Source organism: Nonomuraea purpurea (genome assembly GCF_042650645.1).
GTDB classification, from domain to species: Bacteria; Actinomycetota; Actinomycetes; order Streptosporangiales; family Streptosporangiaceae; genus Nonomuraea; species Nonomuraea purpurea.
In genome coordinates this window covers 35,322-52,059 of record NZ_JBHSBI010000045.1, presented here as the reverse complement: position 1 = coordinate 52,059, position 16,738 = coordinate 35,322, and the positions used below count along the sequence as shown (strand labels likewise).

The 16,738-nt window shown below is 69.6% G+C and carries 20 protein-coding genes; 12 read left to right on the top strand and 8 right to left on the bottom strand.

Going from position 1 to position 16,738, the window contains the following annotated elements; translation table 11 throughout:
* Positions 1 to 91 precede the first annotated feature (91 nt).
* The gene (locus ACFOY2_RS50405; RefSeq protein WP_379535309.1) at positions 92 to 472 is read left to right on the top strand and encodes an STAS domain-containing protein; all 381 of its coding nucleotides are present in this window, start codon (positions 92 to 94) and stop codon (positions 470 to 472) included.
* On the opposite strand, the gene ACFOY2_RS50400 is transcribed toward ACFOY2_RS50405, so the two are convergent.
* The 4 genes from ACFOY2_RS50400 to ACFOY2_RS50385 form a co-directional block, all read right to left on the bottom strand.
* Positions 469 to 1,122, bottom strand: a complete 654-nt coding sequence (locus ACFOY2_RS50400; protein WP_379535308.1) for a class I SAM-dependent DNA methyltransferase — start codon at positions 1,120 to 1,122, stop codon at positions 469 to 471. The two genes, ACFOY2_RS50405 and ACFOY2_RS50400, sit on opposite strands and share 4 nt — an antisense overlap.
* A gap of 19 nt (positions 1,123 to 1,141) precedes the next feature.
* A complete protein-coding gene (locus tag ACFOY2_RS50395; protein WP_379535307.1) occupies positions 1,142 to 1,561 on the bottom strand; it encodes a hypothetical protein in 420 nt (139 codons plus the stop codon).
* Positions 1,562 to 1,825: 264 nt separating this feature from the next.
* Positions 1,826 to 2,395 carry a nicotinamidase gene (locus tag ACFOY2_RS50390; protein ID WP_379535306.1) on the bottom strand — a complete coding sequence of 190 codons (570 nt, stop codon included), beginning with the start codon at positions 2,393 to 2,395 and terminating at the stop codon, positions 1,826 to 1,828.
* A gap of 15 nt (positions 2,396 to 2,410) precedes the next feature.
* The gene (locus ACFOY2_RS50385) at positions 2,411 to 3,694 is read right to left on the bottom strand and encodes a nicotinate phosphoribosyltransferase (protein ID WP_379535337.1); all 1,284 of its coding nucleotides are present in this window, start codon (positions 3,692 to 3,694) and stop codon (positions 2,411 to 2,413) included.
* A gap of 46 nt (positions 3,695 to 3,740) precedes the next feature.
* Here ACFOY2_RS50385 and clpS point away from each other — a divergent pair, with 46 nt between their 5' ends.
* The 5 genes from clpS to ACFOY2_RS50360 all read left to right on the top strand — a co-directional run bounded on the left by clpS (position 3,741) and on the right by ACFOY2_RS50360 (position 6,461).
* Positions 3,741 to 4,034 carry an ATP-dependent Clp protease adapter ClpS gene (gene clpS, locus ACFOY2_RS50380; RefSeq protein ID WP_379535305.1) on the top strand — a complete coding sequence of 98 codons (294 nt, stop codon included), beginning with the start codon at positions 3,741 to 3,743 and terminating at the stop codon, positions 4,032 to 4,034.
* A 55-nt stretch (positions 4,035 to 4,089) separates the two neighbouring features.
* Positions 4,090 to 4,614: a DUF2017 domain-containing protein gene (locus tag ACFOY2_RS50375; protein ID WP_379535304.1), complete on the top strand. Its 525-nt coding sequence runs from the start codon at positions 4,090 to 4,092 to the stop codon at positions 4,612 to 4,614.
* Between the two features lie 9 nt (positions 4,615 to 4,623).
* Entirely contained in the window at positions 4,624 to 5,025 is a 402-nt protein-coding gene (locus ACFOY2_RS50370; protein WP_379535303.1) for a Mov34/MPN/PAD-1 family protein, read from the top strand.
* Positions 5,026 to 5,239: 214 nt separating this feature from the next.
* Positions 5,240 to 5,512: a MoaD/ThiS family protein gene (locus tag ACFOY2_RS50365; protein ID WP_379535302.1), complete on the top strand. Its 273-nt coding sequence runs from the start codon at positions 5,240 to 5,242 to the stop codon at positions 5,510 to 5,512.
* Between the two features lies 1 nt (position 5,513).
* Positions 5,514 to 6,461 carry a PLP-dependent cysteine synthase family protein gene (locus ACFOY2_RS50360; protein WP_379535301.1) on the top strand — a complete coding sequence of 316 codons (948 nt, stop codon included), beginning with the start codon at positions 5,514 to 5,516 and terminating at the stop codon, positions 6,459 to 6,461.
* Between the two features lie 46 nt (positions 6,462 to 6,507).
* On the opposite strand, the gene ACFOY2_RS50355 is transcribed toward ACFOY2_RS50360, so the two are convergent.
* Together ACFOY2_RS50355 and ACFOY2_RS50350 are read right to left on the bottom strand one after the other, a co-directional pair.
* A complete protein-coding gene (locus ACFOY2_RS50355) occupies positions 6,508 to 8,295 on the bottom strand; it encodes a DUF3352 domain-containing protein (RefSeq protein ID WP_379535336.1) in 1,788 nt (595 codons plus the stop codon).
* A gap of 86 nt (positions 8,296 to 8,381) precedes the next feature.
* Positions 8,382 to 8,708, bottom strand: a complete 327-nt coding sequence (locus ACFOY2_RS50350) for a hypothetical protein (RefSeq protein WP_379535300.1) — start codon at positions 8,706 to 8,708, stop codon at positions 8,382 to 8,384.
* A 109-nt stretch (positions 8,709 to 8,817) separates the two neighbouring features.
* On the opposite strand from ACFOY2_RS50350, the gene ACFOY2_RS50345 reads away from it, so the two are divergent.
* The 3 genes from ACFOY2_RS50345 to ACFOY2_RS50335 all read left to right on the top strand — a co-directional run bounded on the left by ACFOY2_RS50345 (position 8,818) and on the right by ACFOY2_RS50335 (position 11,285).
* On the top strand, positions 8,818 to 9,609 hold the full coding sequence (locus ACFOY2_RS50345; protein ID WP_379535299.1) for a thioesterase family protein: 792 nt from the start codon (positions 8,818 to 8,820) through the stop codon (positions 9,607 to 9,609).
* A gap of 102 nt (positions 9,610 to 9,711) precedes the next feature.
* On the top strand, positions 9,712 to 10,536 hold the full coding sequence (gene murI / locus ACFOY2_RS50340) for a glutamate racemase (protein ID WP_379535298.1): 825 nt from the start codon (positions 9,712 to 9,714) through the stop codon (positions 10,534 to 10,536).
* A complete protein-coding gene (locus ACFOY2_RS50335; RefSeq protein WP_379535297.1) occupies positions 10,533 to 11,285 on the top strand; it encodes an MBL fold metallo-hydrolase in 753 nt (250 codons plus the stop codon). Before murI ends, ACFOY2_RS50335 begins: the two co-directional genes overlap by 4 nt.
* On the opposite strand, the gene ACFOY2_RS50330 is transcribed toward ACFOY2_RS50335, so the two are convergent.
* Positions 11,270 to 12,508, bottom strand: a complete 1,239-nt coding sequence (locus ACFOY2_RS50330; RefSeq protein WP_379535296.1) for an MFS transporter — start codon at positions 12,506 to 12,508, stop codon at positions 11,270 to 11,272. The genes ACFOY2_RS50335 and ACFOY2_RS50330 overlap by 16 nt on opposite strands.
* 68 nt (positions 12,509 to 12,576) lie before the next feature.
* On the opposite strand from ACFOY2_RS50330, the gene rph reads away from it, so the two are divergent.
* The 3 genes from rph to ACFOY2_RS50315 all read left to right on the top strand — a co-directional run bounded on the left by rph (position 12,577) and on the right by ACFOY2_RS50315 (position 15,792).
* Entirely contained in the window at positions 12,577 to 13,296 is a 720-nt protein-coding gene (gene rph / locus ACFOY2_RS50325) for a ribonuclease PH (RefSeq protein ID WP_379535295.1), read from the top strand.
* Positions 13,293 to 13,883: an RdgB/HAM1 family non-canonical purine NTP pyrophosphatase gene (gene rdgB / locus ACFOY2_RS50320; protein ID WP_379535294.1), complete on the top strand. Its 591-nt coding sequence runs from the start codon at positions 13,293 to 13,295 to the stop codon at positions 13,881 to 13,883. Before rph ends, rdgB begins: the two co-directional genes overlap by 4 nt.
* A gap of 67 nt (positions 13,884 to 13,950) precedes the next feature.
* The gene (locus ACFOY2_RS50315; protein ID WP_379535293.1) at positions 13,951 to 15,792 is read left to right on the top strand and encodes a molybdopterin-dependent oxidoreductase; all 1,842 of its coding nucleotides are present in this window, start codon (positions 13,951 to 13,953) and stop codon (positions 15,790 to 15,792) included.
* 84 nt (positions 15,793 to 15,876) lie between these two features.
* On the opposite strand, the gene ACFOY2_RS50310 is transcribed toward ACFOY2_RS50315, so the two are convergent.
* Positions 15,877 to 16,311: a hypothetical protein gene (locus ACFOY2_RS50310; RefSeq protein ID WP_379535292.1), complete on the bottom strand. Its 435-nt coding sequence runs from the start codon at positions 16,309 to 16,311 to the stop codon at positions 15,877 to 15,879.
* Positions 16,312 to 16,738: the final 427 nt, after the last annotated feature.

The window sequence follows — 16,738 nt, the reverse complement described above, 5'->3', positions numbered from 1 at the left end:
TGGCCACAGAGCGGTGGCCTTCTGTTAGAAGCTCGGAGGAAGCGGCAAGAACAACCTTGGCTTGGCTCCGGATACGCGGGAGGGCTTGCCCATGTCGTCTGAAGCCACTGGAAAGCCGACCCTGGACGTCGCTTCCGGCGTCTCTCGAAACGCCATTCTCATCAGGCTCGAGGGCGAGCTGGACGTCGACGCGCTGCCGGTGCTGAGAGAGCACCTGCGGCGCGTCTGGGAGCTTCCCCCGAAGAAGTTCCTGATCCTCGACCTCGGCGAGGTCTCCTTCTGCGACTCGATGGGGATGAACGAGCTCGTCGAGATCCTCCACCGCTGCGAGGCCAGGGACACCAGGCTGCTGCTCGGCGGGGTACAGGGTGTCATGGCCAGGGTGTTGTCGATCACCGGGCTGCGGCACGCGTTCGAGGTGTTCGCCCACCTCGACGACGCCCTGCGAACGGCGGTGGCCGCCCCGCCCTAAGCCGGTCTGCGGGCCAGCAGGCAGGCCTGCGGCGTCGGCTCCATGCCCTGCCTGGGCTCGCGGAGCAGCCGCGCCTCCACCGGCAACCCGGCCTCGCCCAGGAGCCGCTCGACGTGGTCCGGCCGCAGGCGGCCGGCGTCGAGCGAGATCTCCCGGCCGAACGCCTCCGTCCTGTGCGTCGTCTCGTCCCCGACCTGGAAGACCACCAGCGCCCGGCCCCCGGGGGCCAGCACCCGGCGGAACTCGCCGAACACCTCGGGCAGCAGCTCCGCGGGGATGTGGATGATCGAGTAGTTGGCCACCAGACCGGCGAGCGAGGCGTCCGGCGCGTCGAGGGCCAGCATCGAGCCCTCCTCGAACCGCAGGCCCGGATACGCGCGGCGGGCCTGCGCCACCATCTCCGGCGACAGGTCCACGCCCGAGACGTCCAGGCCCAGCCCGTGCAGGTGGGCCGTGGCGTGACCGGGGCCCGACCCGACGTCCAGGACCCGGCCTCCGCCGCCGGTCAGGACGAGTTCGGCGAACGCGGCGAACATCGCCCGATCGAGCGGCTTGCCGGCCAGCTCGTCGCGGAAGACCTCGGCGTACTCGGAGGCGATGGCGTCGTAGGACGCGCGGGTGGTACGCAGGTAATCGGGTTCGGTCGTCACGGCGGAGAACCCTAACCGATCAGATCGGCGCCGAAAGCGGGATGCGTCGCCCCGTCCGCCCATCGACCGGGACGTAGCCTGATTTCTCCTTCAACGGGACCTTCAGCGCTGCCGTGTGGCCCTTGACGCTGACCGGCAGCGTGAGCACCGGCCGGTGTGTCCCCGCCGTCGGCCCTTCATGCAGCCACACCAGCACCTTCCTGCCATGCGTCCTGACGACGACGTCGGCGGTCGCGCACTCGTGCGGCGCCGCCGCCCAGGACAGCACGAGCTCCTTGCTGACCGTGGCCGAGGTGGGAACGGGGGTGCGCGCGGCGCACGGCTGCGGCGCCGCATGAGCCGCCGCCGCGGGCCGGGACGGCGAGGCCTGGGGGAGGGCGGCGGAGCTCATCACGATCGTGCCGCCCTCCAGCAGCACCAGCGTCACGATCGCGGTCATGCGCTCGCCCCCTGTGCCCCTGATGAGCAACCACAGGGCGAGGGGGGCAAGGAGGAGCCAGGCCAAGCCAAGGGAGAGGGCCAGCATGAGGAGACCTCCACAAGAGGACGAAGTCGAATCACTCACCGTGTTAGTTCAGTTTCGGAGAGGGTTCGTCCTCTTGGATATCACATGACCGCAGCGTTGTGCACTGCGTACTCTTCGTGATCGAGAGTGGTGAGGCCCCTGTGGAAGGGTGGCGGAAATGAGGTTGGATCCGCGTGGTCAGCCCAGTGCGGGCGCCCCTTGGAGGGTGGTGCCCGCGTCGCGCAGCTGGGCCAGCGCCGCCTCCGTGGTGGTGGGCGACACCCCCGCCGTCAGGTTCAGCAGCACCCGCACCGCCAGCCCGTTCTTGACCGCGTCCAGCGCCGTGGCCTTGACGCAGTGGTCGGTGGCGATGCCGACGACGTCGACCTCGTGGACCCCGCGCTCCCTGAGCCACTCCGCCAGCGGCGCCCCGTCGCTCGACAGGCCCTCGAAGCCGCTGTAGGCGGCCGAGTAGGCGCCCTTGCTGAAGACCTCCTCCACCCCCGACACGTCGAAGGAGGGGTGGAAGTCGGCGCCCGGCGTGCCGGCCACGCAGTGGGCGGGCCAGGTGAAGACGTAGTCGGGGGAGCCGGAGAAGTGGTCGCCGGGCGAGATGTGGTAATCACGGGTGGCGACCACGTGGTCGTAGCCGTGTTCGGCCAGGTGGCGGGTGATCGCCGCCGCGACCTCCGAGCCCCCGGCCACGGCCAGGGAGCCGCCTTCGCAGAAGTCGTTCTGCACGTCGACGACGATCAGCGCAGTGCCCATAGGCAGCACGATACGTCAGGCGAATTCCGTGGGGATGGCCGCGTACCCCCGGCCCAGGTGGAGTGCCTCCTGGGGGAGGGTGGCGACGGCACGCGCATGGCGTTCGCGGGCGGCTGAAAGGGGCTCCCCGCCGACGACCTCCCCGTCGCGGACGAGCTCGTGCAGCAGGGGGACACCGCCCTCGGGGACGAGGCCGCCGGTGGTGATCAGTTCGGTGTCGGCGTGTCCTGCCTCGTCCATGAGCCGGTAGGCGTCCTTGCGGCCCCCGCGTGACGGCTTGCCGACCGAGCGCTTGGCCACAGGCTCCAGCCTGCCCGTGGCCGTCTCCCGAGCCACCAGCTTGTACACCAGCGCCGCCGTCGGCACGCCCGAGCCGGTCACGAGGGAGGTGCCGACGCCGTACCCGTCCACGGGGGCGGCGGCGAGCGCGGCGATGGCGTACTCGTCCAGGTCGGAGGTGACCAGGATGCGGGTGTCGAAGGCGCCGAAGGCGTCGAGCTGCTCCCTGACCTCCTGGGCGGCCGCCGCCAGGTCGCCGGAGTCGATGCGGACCGCGCCCAGCCTGGGCCCGGCCAGTTCGACGGCGGTGCGGACGGCCTCGGCCACGTCGTAGGTGTCGACCAGCAGGGTCGTCTCGGGGCCCAGAGAGGCGATCTGGGCCTCGAACGCCTCCTTCTCGGAGTCGTGCAGCAGCGTGAACGCGTGCGCCGCCGTACCGGCCGTGGGGACGCCGTACACGCGCCCGGCCATCAGGTTGGAGGTCGAGGCGAACCCCGCGATGTAGGCGGCCCGTGCGGCGGCCACCGCGGCGCTTTCGTGCGTGCGGCGCGAGCCCATCTCGATGATCGGCCGCTTGCCCGCGGCGTTGGTCATGCGGGAGGCCGCGGAGGCGATCGCGCAGTCGTGGTTGAGTATGGACAGCGCGAGCGTCTCCAGCAGCACGGCCTCGGCGAACGTGCCCTCCACGACCATGATCGGGGAGGCGGGGAAGTAGAGGTCGCCCTCCCGGTAGCCGTGGATGGTCCCGGAAAACCGGTAATCGGCCAGAAACGCCAGAGTGGAGTCGTCGACGATCTGGTGTTCTCTCAGGTAGGAGAGTTCTTCGTCGCCGAAACGGAAGTTCTCCAGTTCGTCCAGGACACGTCCCGTACCCGCGACCACGCCGTAGCGCCGACCACCGGGAAGATGCCTGGCGAACACCTCGAAAACCGCGCGCCGATGCGCCGCTCCGCTCCGCAGCGCGGCCTGCAGCATCGTCAGCTCATAGTGATCAGTAAGCAACGCAGTGCTCATGGGCATTGTCACGACTCGAAGACTACGGCCCAGATAGGGCAGACTCATGGATGTGGGTAGCACCGCTCCAATCGCCGTTGAGCGTCCGTCATCGGACGTCCGGCCCGATCTGCCATGGGTGACCATCGTCTGGAACGACCCGGTCAACCTGATGTCCTACGTGACCTATGTCTTCCAAACGGTCTTCGGGTACACGAAGGAGAAGGCAGAGAAGCTCATGATGGACGTCCATCACAAAGGCAAGGCCGTCGTGTCCAGTGGCACGCGTGAAGAGATGGAACGCGATGTGCAGATTCTCCACTCCTACGGCCTGTGGGCGACGGTCCAGTCGGATTCGGATAAATGAAGCGAGTGAGGCAAGCTGGGTTCGTGACTTCCAAGGGGACAGTGAGGCGGCACGCGTGACGTCGGGGTTCTCGCCGGGCAGGTCCGGCGGCGTCGTCGCGCGCTTCGAGGCCGCCGAGGTCTCGCTGCTGCGCTCGCTCGTGTCGATGATGCTCGGCCTCGTGGCGCCCGGCCGCGTCGGTGACGACCCGCTTGAGCGGGCCCTCGGCATCGGCGCGGGGGAGGCGCCCTCCGACCCGGTGCTGGCCAGGCTCTTCCCGTCGGCGTACGAGGATGAGAAGGAGGCCTCGGAGTTCCGCCGCTACACCGAGGCGACGCTGCGCGAGGGCAAACGGGCCGACGCCCAGACCGTCTTCGACACCGCCAAGCCGGGCCGCGCGGAGCTGACGCCCGATCAGGCCCAGGCCTGGCTGCGCTCGCTCAACGACGTACGCCTCACGCTCGGCATCAAACTCGAGGTGACCGAGGAGGTCCACGACGAGATCGCCACGATGTCCGAGGACGACCCCCGTTACCCGGCGTACGTCACCTACGACTGGCTGACCTACCTCCAGGACAGCCTGGTCCGGGCCCTCTGGTAGCTTCCGGGCATGCTGTCGATCTCGCAGGAACTCGTGGACAAGATCGTCGCGCACGCCCGGGCCGATCACCCCGACGAGGCGTGCGGCGTCATCGCGGGCAGGAACGGTGTCCCCGAGCGGTTCGTCCCGATGGAGAACGCCGAGCGTTCCCCGACCTTCTACCGGTTCGACTCCAAGGAGCAGCTGCGCGTCTGGAACGAGATGGACGACCGCGACGAAGAGCCCGTCGTGATCTACCACTCCCACACGGCCACCGAGGCCTACCCCTCGCGCTCCGACGTCTTGCTGGCCCAGGAGCCGCAGGCCCACTACGTGCTGGTCTCCGCATGGGACGAGACCGAGGTGGAGTTCCGGTCCTACCGGATCCTCGACGGTGTCGTCACGGAGGAAGAGGTAAGGTTTCTCCCATGATGGTCAGGGCTGTGCAGAGCTTCCTCTTCGCGCACACTCCGGCCGTCGTCGTCTACGACTGTCCCTAGCGGCGCCTGCCGAGCGGCCCGCCGCCACGCCCCTGGAACGCCAGCCGGGCGGCAGCGTGACGCGAGCAGGTTTTTTCGGAATCCCCACCCAGCCGTCGGTGTTGCTGCCGATGGGACGACGACTTGACCTGAGGAGACTGACCGCGATGGCCATCAACGTTCGCATTCCGACCATCCTGCGTACTTACACCGACGGCGCCAAGGCGGTCGAGGCCGAGGGCGCCACCCTCGACGAGCTGATCACCAACCTGGAGTCCCGCCACCCCGGCATCAAGGCGCGCCTGGTCGACCAGGGCGCCCTGCGCCGTTTCGTCAACGTCTACCTCAACGACGAGGACGTGCGCTTCCTGGGCGGCCTCGGCACACCGGTGTCCGACGGCGACACGGTGACCGTGCTCCCGGCCGTCGCCGGCGGATGAGATGCGGTTCGATTCGCTGATCGACTCGGTCGGTCGCACGCCCCTCGTCGGGTTGCCGAGGTTGTCCCCGTCCGGCGACGTACGACTGTGGGCCAAGCTCGAAGACCGCAACCCGACCGGCTCCATCAAGGATCGGCCCGCGCTGTGGATGGTCGAGCAGGGCGAGAAGGACGGCCTGCTCACGCCGGGCTGCACGATCCTGGAGCCCACCAGCGGCAACACCGGCATCTCGCTGGCCATGTCGGCCAAGCTCAAGGGCTACAAGCTGATCTGCGTGATGCCGGAGAACACCTCGCAGGAGCGCCGCCAGTTGCTGCGCATGTGGGGCGCGGAGATCATCTCCTCGCCCGCCGCGGGCGGCTCCAACGAGGCCGTGCGCGTGGCCAAGGAGCTGGCGGAGCGCAACCCGTCCTGGGTGATGCTCTACCAGTACGGAAACCCGGCCAACTGGCGCTCCCACTACGAGAGCACGGGCCCCGAGATCCTCGAGGACCTGCCCACCGTCACCCACTTCGTGGCGGGCCTCGGCACGACGGGGACGCTGATGGGGGTCGGGCGGTTCCTGCGCGAGCGGGTGCCCGGCGTCCAGATCGTCGCCGCCGAGCCCCGCTACGGCGAGTTGGTCTACGGGCTGCGCAACGTGGACGAGGGGTTCATCCCCGAGCTCTACGACGAGTCCGTGCTGACCACCCGCTTCTCGGTCGGCTCCGCCGACGCCCTGCGGCGCACCCGCGAGCTGCTCGCCTCCGAGGGCATCTTCGCCGGGGTGTCCACCGGGGCGGCGCTGCACGCGGCGCTCGGGGTGGCCGCGAAGGCGGTCAAGGCGGGCGAGCGGGCCGACGTGGTGTTCGTGGTGGCCGACGGCGGCTGGAAGTACCTGTCCACGGGCGCGTACGAGGGCACCCTGGACGAGGCGGAAGAGCGCCTGGAAGGCCAGCTCTGGGCGTGAACGAAAAGGGCGGCAGGTCCCCCGACCGGCCGCCCTTTTTCGTGTCCTAGTTGAACAGCACCCGCAGCGAGAACGTCGCCTCGGTGGCGCTCTGCTTGCCGCTCAGCCCGACGGCCCGCAGCACCTGCAGGTTGGCCTTCTCATCGCCCTGCATGGAACCGAGGTAGAAGTTCTCGATCTTGTCCAGGTCCGCGAAGATCGCGAAGTTCGCCCCGTCCCCGTCGGCGATCGCGGTCTGGTACGTCTCGGAGTCGCCGAGCGTGCCCTCCTCCGACAGCTTCTTGGCGTAGTCGTTCGTCGTGCCCAGCGTGAAGACGCCGTCACCGGTGCTCTTGCCGACCTGCGGGCCCTGGCCGCCCTGGCTCATGCCCTGCAGGACCTTGTCGACGATCGCCTGAGCCTTGGCCGGGTCGTCGGTGGCCACGCGCGCGCCGGCCTTGACCGTGTCGCCGCCCAGGCCCTCGCTGTCGACCGCGAGCGTGAAGTTCTTGCCGAGCACCGTGCTCAGGTCGGCGGGAAGCTGCAGGCCGAACTGGGTCTGGGCCTGCTGGATCATCTGGGTGATCTGGTTGGAGCCCGCGGCCGAGGCCTGCTTCTGGATCTCGGCCCACTGCTTGGTGACGGCCTGGTCCATGCCGGAGATCGACACGGCGCCCGCGGTGGTGGCGGGCAGGGTGCCCAGGTTCGCGGGGGGCAGGTCGCCCTCGGGCAGCATGCCGTCCACGCCCCTGACCGTGCCGGCGAGCTCGACGTAGGCGCTGTCGAAGCGCAGGGCGCCGGCGTACCTGGCGTTCTTGACCATGTCGATGGCCGGGCCCTGAGCGGCCGTGAACTCCTTGCCGACCACACTGAGCAGCCCGCCCATGTCGGCCCAGAACGACAGCACGCCCTGCTCGCCGACCGCGCCCATGTCCTCGCTGAACTTGGCGTTGTCGGTCAGGCTGCCCTCTGCGCCGGCGTACTTGTCGGTGAGCTGCTGGGTGGTGCTCAGCAGCGCGTAGTCCTCGCGGAAGCTGAGGCCGTACTTGTCGCCCTTGAGCAGCTTGGCGAGACCGGCCTTGGCCTGCTCCTGGTCCTTGACCTGGATGGCCACCGCGAAGTCGGGCTCCTCCTTGCCGGAGGGCACGGCGGCGACGCCGATCCTGCTGCCCAGCCAGGGGTCGACGTCCTTGGCGAAGTCGACCTTGGTGTCGGCGCTCTCGTTGATCATGTCGAACAGGGCCTTGCGCGGGTCGTCGCCCTTGAAGGTGTCCTTGGTGACCGTGAACTTGCCGGCGAGCTGGAACAGCGCCAGCTTCTGGTTCGCGGCCGGGTCCAGGTCGAGCCGGGCGTAGGCGATCGAGTCGGCGGGCAGCACGTCGTTCGGCTGCGTGCCGCCACCGCCGAGGGCGCCGACGGCCCACACCGCGCCGCCGCCGAAAAGGATCACCGCGAGCGCGGCCGCCGCGGCGATGATCCAGGTCTTACGGCCCTTCTTGTCCGGCTCAGCAGGGCCGAAACCTTCGGGCCCCTGCTGTTGCCAGCCGGACTGGGCGTGCTGGTTCTGCTGCTGCCAACCCTGCTGTGCCTGATCCTGCTGTTGCCAACCCTGTTGCTGCTGGCCCTGCTGACCGTAGGAGGGGGGCTGCTGGCCGTACCCCTGCTGCGGGTTGTAGGGCTGCTGCTGGCCGTAGGAGCCCTGCTGGCCGTACGGCTGCTGCTGTGGTGGGTAGGGCTGCTGCGGCGGGTACGGCTGACCTGTGGGCGGAGGGTGCTCCGGCTGCTGTCCCTGATTCCAGTTGTACGCCGTCGTACGGTCAGGATCCTGACCGTAAGGGGGATTATTGGCAGACATCACTCAACTCACATTGTGGACTTTTGACCACAAAGAAGTTAGCTGATGTTGCTAGACGGGCGCTTGCAATGTACTGAAGTTCGGATTCAGACCCTGGTCAGCTCTTTTCTGAGCACGCCGATGTGCACCTCTCCTCCGCCGTAGTCCGCGACGGCCGCCCAGGGCACGAACGTGCAGCCCACGTACGCCATGCGGGCCAGCGCACGCGAGACCCAGGCGTGGCGGCCCTGACGTTCGCGCGTGAACCCGAGCAGGAACGGCGCGCGCCGGCCCGACACGACGAGACCGTAAACGGTGTGGCTCTGCTGCAGCTCGCCTTTGTGCTGGCGCACGCGGATGTCGACGACATGGCCGACCCACACCCCATTGGAGTCCCAAACGGACTGACCGATGAGTTCGGTGACACTTGCCATGATCGAACTTTCTCAGTCGAATCACGTTTTCGCAGGTAGGCGCGCTGATTAGGGGGATGCCTTAGAGTTGGGGCTCCCAGAACATAGTTCCGGACCAAGGCGGGCGCCGATGACCAAGTTCGACGAGGCCACGCAGGCGATCAGAGTCGACGACAACACCTACGACGTGTGCCTCGACCCCGGATACGCGATCGGCGGACCGCTCAACGGCGGTTACCTGATGGCCGTGATCCTGCGCGCGGCGGTGGACGCCTCGCCGTTCGCGCATCCGGTGAGCACGACCGCGCAGTTCCTCAAGGCGCCGGTCGCCGGCCCCGCGCAGGTGCGGGTGGAGCCGCTCAAGGCGGGCAGGACGGCCGCCTTCGCCAGGGTGAGGCTCGTCCAGGACGGCGTGGCCCAGATCGAGGGGCTGGTCACGACGGCGACGCTGGACGGGGCCGAGCCCCTTTACGCGGAAGGGCCGGCGCACGAGATGCCGCCCATCGAGGACTGCGCCAAGCTTCCCGACCCCAAACCCGAATCGGGCATGAACCTGAACGCCCAGATGGAACTGCTCTTCGACCCGCCCACGATCGGCTGGCTGACGGGCCGGCCCACCGGCAGGCCCGAGTCGCGGGCGTACTTCAGGATGGCCGAACCCCAGGACCCCGACCCGTACGTACTGGCCCTGGCCGTCGACGCGCTGCCGCCCGTCGTGTTCTCCGCCGGCGCGCGCGGCTGGGCGCCCACCGTCGACCTCACCTGGCACCTGCGCGCGCTGCCCGCCCCCGGCTGGCTGACGCTGCTGGGCAGCGGCCGGCTGATCTCCGACGGCTGGTTCGACGAGGAGGTCGAGGTACGCGACCGCGCCGGCCGGCTCGTCGCCCAGGCGCGTCAGCTCGCCCGCGTCGGAAGGGGCTGACGACGCCTTATGTGACGAAGACGACATCGCATCGACATCACGCGTCGCAGTGTGAGCATTCTTACGCAGTGTTGATCGCGCAGGTCGCCTACCCTCTAGAGCGTGCCGGACGCGAGTATTGGGATCTTCGACAGCGGAGTGGGCGGCCTGACGGTCGCCCGGGCGATCATCGACCAGTTGCCCAACGAATCGATCACCTACGTGGCCGACACGGCCCGCCAGCCGTACGGGCCCAGACGCATCGCGGAGGTCCGCGCCTACGCCCTGGAGGTGATGGACCACCTCGTCGAGCACGACGTCAAGATGCTCGTGATCGCGTGCAACAGCGCCAGCGCCGCCGTGCTGCGCGACGCCCGCGAGCGTTATGACGTGCCGGTCGTCGAGGTGATCCAGCCCGCGACCAGGCGTGCGGTGCGCGCCACCCGCACCGGCAGGGTCGGAGTGATCGCCACCAGGGCCACCATCGACTCCATGGCCTATCACGACGCCTTCACCGCGGCGCCCGACGTCCTGCTCACCGGCGTGGCCGCCCCACGCCTGGTGGAGTACGTCGAACGAGGAGAGACGATGAGCGAGGAGCTCATCGAGGTCGTACGCGACTACCTGGAGCCCATCAGGGCTGCCGGGTGCGACACTCTCATCCTCGGCTGCACCCATTACCCGCTGCTCACCGGCGCGATCTCCTACGTCGCGGGTGACGGGGTCACGCTGGTCTCCAGCGCCGAGGAGACGGCCAAGGACGTCTATCGGATCCTGCACGACCGCGATCTGGCGGCAGGAGGCGAGGCCACCCCCCGGCACCGCTTCCGTGCCACCGGCGACTCCCTGCTCTTCGCCCGGCTCGGGCGGCGATTCCTGGGCCCGGAGATCGATGTGGTCGAAGTCGCGCCAGTGGGGGGTACTACCTTTAACGGGAGGCCCACATGAAGGTGACCATCGTCGGATGCTCGGGGAGCTACCCGGGGCCCGACAGTCCAGCGTCCTGCTACCTCCTCGAGTCCGATGGGTTCAGGATGCTGCTCGACCTCGGCAGTGGGTCGCTCGGCGCGCTCCAACGCCACATCGGCCTGTACGACGTGGACGCGATTTGCCTGACCCATCTGCACGCCGACCACTGTCTCGACCTGTGCGGCTATCACGTGGCCCGCACCTACGGGCCCGAGGCGCCGTACCCGGTCGTGCCCGTCTACGCGCCGGCCGACGCGCCGCGCCGGCTGGCGGCCGCGTACGGGATGCCGGAAGAGCCCGGCATGGAGACCGCGTTCGACTTCGTGCCGCTGGCGCCCGGCTCGTTCGAGATCGGCCCCTTCACCCTCACCGCCGGGCTGGTGAACCACCCGGTCGAGGCGTACGGCTTCCGCGTCTCCAACGGAGACACGTGCATGGCCTACTCCGGCGACACCGGCGAGTCGCACGAGCTGGTGAGGCTGGCCTCGGGCGTGGACCTGATGCTGTGTGAGGCGTCCTTCGTCGACGGCCCCGACCTGCCCGCCGACCTGCACCTGACGGGCGGTCAGGCGGCCGAGCACGCCGCCAAGGCCGGTGTGGGCCGGCTCGTGCTGACCCACCTCGTGCCATGGAACGACCAGGCCGTCGTGCTCGACGAGGCCACCAGAGGCGGCTTCGACGGGCCCATCGAGCTGGCCCGCAGCGGCGCGGTCTACGACTTGGCCTGAATCTCCGAGAACTCCCGCATCCGCGGCAGCGGCGAGAACAGCATCGGCAGGAACGCGAGCAGCCGGCCCACCATGAACACCCACAGGGCCTCCCGCACGCCGATCTGCTGGGCGACGAGCCCGCCCAGCAGCGCGCCCAGCGGCATGGTGCCCCAGACCATGAACCGCACCGAGGCGTTGACCCGGCCGAGCATGTGGTCGGGCGTCGAGGACTGCCGGTAGGTGATCTGGCCCACGTTCGACAGCGCCGCGCTCCACGACAACACGATCGAGGTGATCGCGAAGCACACCACCCGCCAGTCGGCCTGCGTCATCGGCAGCAGCAGGCCGAACGGCGAGGCCACGGCGACGGCCAGCCAGGTCATGCGCGCGGTGCCGAGCTTCCTGGCCATCCAGCCGCCGGTCAGGCCGCCGATCAGGCCGCCGACGCCGCCCGACATGAGCAGCAGGCCGATGACGCCGGGCGACAGCTTGACCTCCTGGGCCAGGAACAGCACCGACAGGCCGAGCACCGCGCTCACCGAGAGGTTGATCAGGGCCGAGGTCGCCACGAACACGCGCATCAACCGGTCCCGCCACACGTACGCCAGCCCCTCGCGGATGCCGCGCAGCAGCGGGGTGGGCTCGGTGAGGGCGGGCGGTTTGTCAGGCGCCTTGATCCTGCTCAGGAAGATCACCGAGGCGAGCGCGCCCACCGCGGTGGCGACCAGCGTGCGTGGCGCCGACAGCAGTTGCACCAGCGCGCCGCCCAGACCGGGACCCGACAGGACCGCCGTCGAGCGGACCGCCCCCAGCTTGGCGTTGCCGTCGGCGAGCTGCGTGGTGCCGACCAGCTCAGGCAGGTACGTCTGGTCGGCCACGTCGTTGAAGACCTGCGCCACGCCCACGAGCAGGGCGACCACGTACATCATCTCGATCGATAACAGCCCCAGAGCCGCCGCGACCGGAATGCTGCCCAGCAGCACGAACCTGGCCAGGTCCGAGGCCATCAGCACACGCCGCTTGCGCATCCTGTCGACCCAGACCCCCGAAGGCAGGCCGATCAGCAGGAACGCCGTCGTCTGCAGCGCCGCGAGCACGCCGACCTCTCCTGGGGTGGCGTGCAGTGCCAGCACGGCCACGAGCGGGAGCGCCACGCGGGAGATATTTGCTCCGAGTTCGTTCGCGATGTGCGAACTGAGGAACCGAAGGAAGTCAGGGTTTCGCAACACCCCCGTTGTCATTGCGTAAGGATCCATGTGTCGGACACATTTGGTCAAGAGTGTTGTGGCGCGGAGATAGGGTGATCTGCATGTCCCGACAGGATGGCCGCAACCCTGACCAGCTCCGCCCCATTACGATCACCAGGCGTTGGCTGGCCCACGCGGAGGGCTCGGTGCTGGTGGAGTTCGGCGGCACCCGGGTGTTGTGCGCGGCGTCGGTCCAGGACAGCGTGCCGCGATGGCGCAGAGGCAGCGGCCAGGGCTGGGTTACGGCCGAATACGCGATGCTGCCGCGGGCGACCAATACTCGTAACGATCGCGAATCGGTCCGCGGCAAAATCGGTGGCCGGACGCACGAGATTTCGCGGTTGATCGGGCGCTCGCTGCGTGCGTGCGTCGATTACAAAGCGTTGGGCGAAAACTCCATTTTGCTCGATTGCGACGTGCTGCAGGCCGACGGCGGCACCAGGACCGCCGCCATCACCGGCGCCTACGTGGCGCTGGCCGACGCCGTCGCCTGGATGCGCGAGCGCCGGATGTGCCCGGGAGACCCCCTCGTCGGCTCGGTCTCCGCCGTCTCCGTCGGGGTGGTCGACGCGGTCCCGATGCTCGACCTCTGCTACACCGAGGACGTCGCCGCAGAAACCGACATGAACGTCGTGATGACCGGCACGGGCAGCTTCGTCGAGGTGCAGGGCACCGCCGAAGGCGTCCCGTTCGACCGGGGCGCGCTCGACCAGCTCCTCGACCTGGCCGTGGCCGGCTGCCAGGAGCTCACGCTGATCCAGCAGGAGGCGCTGCGGTCATGAGGATCGTCCTGGCCACGCGGAACAAAGGCAAGATCGCGGAGCTGCGGCGCATCCTCAGCGGGTTCGACATCGTCGGGCTGGAGGAGTTCCCCTCGATCGGCGAGGTCGCCGAGACCGGCGTCACGTTCGAGGAGAACGCCCTGCTCAAGGCGCACGCCGTGGCCAAGGGCTCCGGGCTGCCCGCGGTCGCCGACGACTCCGGGCTCTGCGTCGACGTCCTCAACGGCATGCCGGGCGTCTTCTCCGCCCGCTGGTCGGGGCGGCACGGCGACGACCAGGCCAACCTCTCGCTGCTGCTCGCCCAGATCTCCGACGTGCCCGCCGACAGGCTGACCGCCTACTTCGCCTGCGCCGCCGCGCTGGCGCTGCCGTCGGGGGAGAGCCGCGTCGTCGAGGGCACGCTGGCCGGCCACCTGATCACCACGCCGCGCGGGACCAACGGCTTCGGCTACGACCCGATCCTGGTTCCCGAGGGCGAGACCCGCACCACCGCCGAGATGGCGCCGGAGGAGAAAGACGCCATCAGCCACCGGGGGCGGGCCTTCCGCGCTCTGGCGCCGATCGTGCGCGAACTGCTCGGCTCGTAAGCGTCGCGTAAGGACCCTGGGGTGCCGGGGGACGTACCGTCGCACTGTGCAGAGTAATCATCAGACGGTGCCTGTCTGGGCGGGGGCCCTGGCGGGATTGACGGCCGGGGGCGTGGCCCTCGGGGTGGCGCAGCTCGTGGCCGGGTTCGCCGGGCCGAAGACGTTCCCCGTCGTCGCCGTGGGCGATGCCACGGTCGATCTGGCGCCTCCCGCGGTCAAGGACTTCGCGATCAGCACGTTCGGCGAGAACGACAAGACGGTGCTCATCGCGGGGGTGCTGGTGGTGCTCGCGGGGGTGGCGGCGCTCATCGGGGTGGTGGCTCGGCGGGCGCTCGCGTACGGGTACGCGGGGCTGGGGATCTTCGGGGCCGTCGGGGTCCTCGCCGTCCTGACCCGTCCGGACGCCGGCATCCTGGACGCGCTGCCAACCGTCGTGGGAGTGGGGGCAGGAGCCTGGACGCTCTCGTGGCTGATCCACCGCGCAGGCGGCCCCTCACCCCTCCACACGCCCCCCGACGCCCACCCGGGCACGGCCGCCCGTCCCGGCACGGCCGCCCGCCCCGGCCTCACCCCGCCTCCGCCCATTGCCGGAGCCACGCCCGCCACCGGGCCTTCGCCGACCGCTGGGCCTTCGCCCACCGAGGAGCCTTCGCCGACCGCCGCCCGTGGTGGCGTGCCCGCCGATGGTGCCGCCTCTGAAGGGGCTGAGACGCCCACTGACAGCGGTGCTGGCGGTGGCGGTGTGGGAGATGCCGGTGGGGTCGGCTCGGCTGCTTCTGGTGTGGGGAAGGGCGATGCGGTGGAGCGGCCGGTGGTGATGCGGGCCGGGGCGGAGTTGAGGGGGTTCGACAGGCGGCGGCTGTTGACCGGGGTCGCCGGTGGGGTGGCGGTGGCCGGGGTGGCGGCCGTGCTGGGGCAGCAGCTCAGCGGGCGGCAGGCGGTGAACGCGGCGCGCGGCGGGGTGAGGCTGCCGAGGCCGGCGATTCCCGCCAAGCCGGTTCCGGTGGGGGCGGATCTGCGTATCAGCGGCTTGTCACCGTTCATCACGAAAAATCAGGACTTTTACCGGGTGGACACCGCCCTCGTCGTCCCCCAGGTGGACCCCAGAGAATGGACGCTGCGCATCCACGGCATGGTCCAGCGCCCGATCGAGCTCACGTTCGGCGACCTCCTGAACATGCCGCTCGTCGAAGCCGACGTCACCCTGGCCTGCGTCTCCAACGAGGTCGGAGGACCGTACGTCGGCAACGCCCGCTGGCTCGGCGTCCGCATGCCCGAGGTGCTGCGCAAGGCCGGGCTCCAGTCGGACGCCGACATGCTCCTGTCCACCTCCGCCGACGGTTTCACCTGCGGCACCCCGGTCGACGTGGTGATGGACGGGCGCGACTCGCTGTTCGCCGTGGCCATGAACGGCGAGGTGCTCCCCGTCGACCACGGCTTCCCCGTACGCCAGGTGGTGCCGGGCCTGTACGGGTACGTGTCGGCCACCAAATGGGTGGTGGACATCAAGGTGACCAGGTTCGACCGGGACCAGGCGTACTGGACACCCAGGGGCTGGTCCGCCCGGGGGCCGATCAAGACCCAGTCGCGCATCGACGTCCCCAAGCAGGAGACCGTGCTGAAGGCCGGTCGCACCACCATCGCCGGGGTGGCCTGGGCGCAGCACACCGGGGTGGACGCCGTCGAGGTGCGGGTCGATCGCGGGCAGTGGCGGCAGGCGAAGCTGGCCGAGGTGCCAGGGCCCGACACGTGGCGGCAGTGGTCGATCGACTGGGACGCCACCCCGGGCGAGCACACCCTCCAGGTACGGGCGACGGACGCCGCCGGGCGTACCCAGACCGAGCAGGAAGCGCCGCCCGCGCCCGACGGCGCGACCGGCTGGCACACGGTCACGGTGCGGGTCTCCTGAGCGGTATGGACTGTTTGCGCAGGTACAGCGGGTAGTTCGGGCGGGGAATCTTCCTGACTTCGCCCCCCTGTCACGGTCACGCCTCTACGATCGGTCGTTGAGCATGACAGGAGGCAAGCCGTGTCCCGCGAGCGCAAGCCGAGTGTCCGGTGGGCTCTTCCAGAGGGTCAGTACAACCCCGTGGTGGGGGAAGGGGTGCGGTGGCTCGACTACGAGCGGGCCGCCACCGAGACCGGTGCCACCGCCTCGTCCGACCCTGCCGAGACCGCAGTTCCCGTAAAAACCTCCGCCGATACGCAAGAAGCGCTCGGCGCCGACGACACCACGGCCACCGCCAACCGCGGCGACGCCGCCCACTCCGCTTACTACGGCGGTGCCCACCTTGGCGGTGCGAGTCACGCCGGTGGTGCCGGCCACGTTGGTGGTCATCACGTCGGTGGTGCCGGTCATACCGGTGGTGCCGGTCACGCCGGTAGTGCCGGTCACGCTGGTGGTCATCACGTAAGTGGTGCCGGTCATGCCGGTGGTGCACGCTCCGACGGTGCCGCTGACGCCAGTGGTGTCGCGCGTTCCAGCGGTGCGGCTCGCTCCAACGGCGCGGGCGGCTCCAACGGCGCGGGCGGCCTTGGTGGTGCGGCTTACTCGGGAGACGCGGCTCTCTTCGGCGACCCGGCTCGATTCGGCGGTGCGGCTCGCGGGAGCTGCTCGGCGCTTTTCGGGGGAACAGTGCCTGGAGGCGGCTTGGCCTTCCTCGGTGAGGCGGCTTCCAGGAACGGGACGGCTCCATCCGGCGGCGCGCTGGCGGCCGATGGGGTCAGGTCCGGTGGCGCGCCAGTGGCCGATGAGGTTTGGTCCGGCGGTGGGTCGGTGGCCGATGGGGTTCGGGCTGGTGGTGTGTCGGCGGGTGATGAGGTTTGGTCCGATGGTGGGGTTGGGGTCAGTGGTG

Coding starts and splice junctions, on each gene's coding strand:
- ACFOY2_RS50350 (WP_379535300.1), bottom strand. CDS start 8,708: ATGGCAAGTGTCACCGAACTCATCGGTCAGTCCGTTTGGGACTCCAAT.
- ACFOY2_RS50310 (WP_379535292.1), bottom strand. CDS start 16,311: ATGACCGGCACCACTTACGTGATGACCACCAGCGTGACCGGCACTACC.
- rdgB (WP_379535294.1), top strand. CDS start 13,293: ATGAGGATCGTCCTGGCCACGCGGAACAAAGGCAAGATCGCGGAGCTG.
- ACFOY2_RS50405 (WP_379535309.1), top strand. CDS start 92: ATGTCGTCTGAAGCCACTGGAAAGCCGACCCTGGACGTCGCTTCCGGC.
- ACFOY2_RS50370 (WP_379535303.1), top strand. CDS start 4,624: ATGCTGTCGATCTCGCAGGAACTCGTGGACAAGATCGTCGCGCACGCC.
- ACFOY2_RS50390 (WP_379535306.1), bottom strand. CDS start 2,395: ATGGGCACTGCGCTGATCGTCGTCGACGTGCAGAACGACTTCTGCGAA.
- ACFOY2_RS50330 (WP_379535296.1), bottom strand. CDS start 12,508: ATGACAACGGGGGTGTTGCGAAACCCTGACTTCCTTCGGTTCCTCAGT.
- ACFOY2_RS50335 (WP_379535297.1), top strand. CDS start 10,533: ATGAAGGTGACCATCGTCGGATGCTCGGGGAGCTACCCGGGGCCCGAC.
- ACFOY2_RS50360 (WP_379535301.1), top strand. CDS start 5,514: ATGCGGTTCGATTCGCTGATCGACTCGGTCGGTCGCACGCCCCTCGTC.
- ACFOY2_RS50395 (WP_379535307.1), bottom strand. CDS start 1,561: ATGACCGCGATCGTGACGCTGGTGCTGCTGGAGGGCGGCACGATCGTG.
- ACFOY2_RS50355 (WP_379535336.1), bottom strand. CDS start 8,295: ATGTCTGCCAATAATCCCCCTTACGGTCAGGATCCTGACCGTACGACG.
- ACFOY2_RS50345 (WP_379535299.1), top strand. CDS start 8,818: ATGACCAAGTTCGACGAGGCCACGCAGGCGATCAGAGTCGACGACAAC.
- rph (WP_379535295.1), top strand. CDS start 12,577: ATGTCCCGACAGGATGGCCGCAACCCTGACCAGCTCCGCCCCATTACG.
- ACFOY2_RS50385 (WP_379535337.1), bottom strand. CDS start 3,694: ATGCCCATGAGCACTGCGTTGCTTACTGATCACTATGAGCTGACGATG.
- ACFOY2_RS50365 (WP_379535302.1), top strand. CDS start 5,240: ATGGCCATCAACGTTCGCATTCCGACCATCCTGCGTACTTACACCGAC.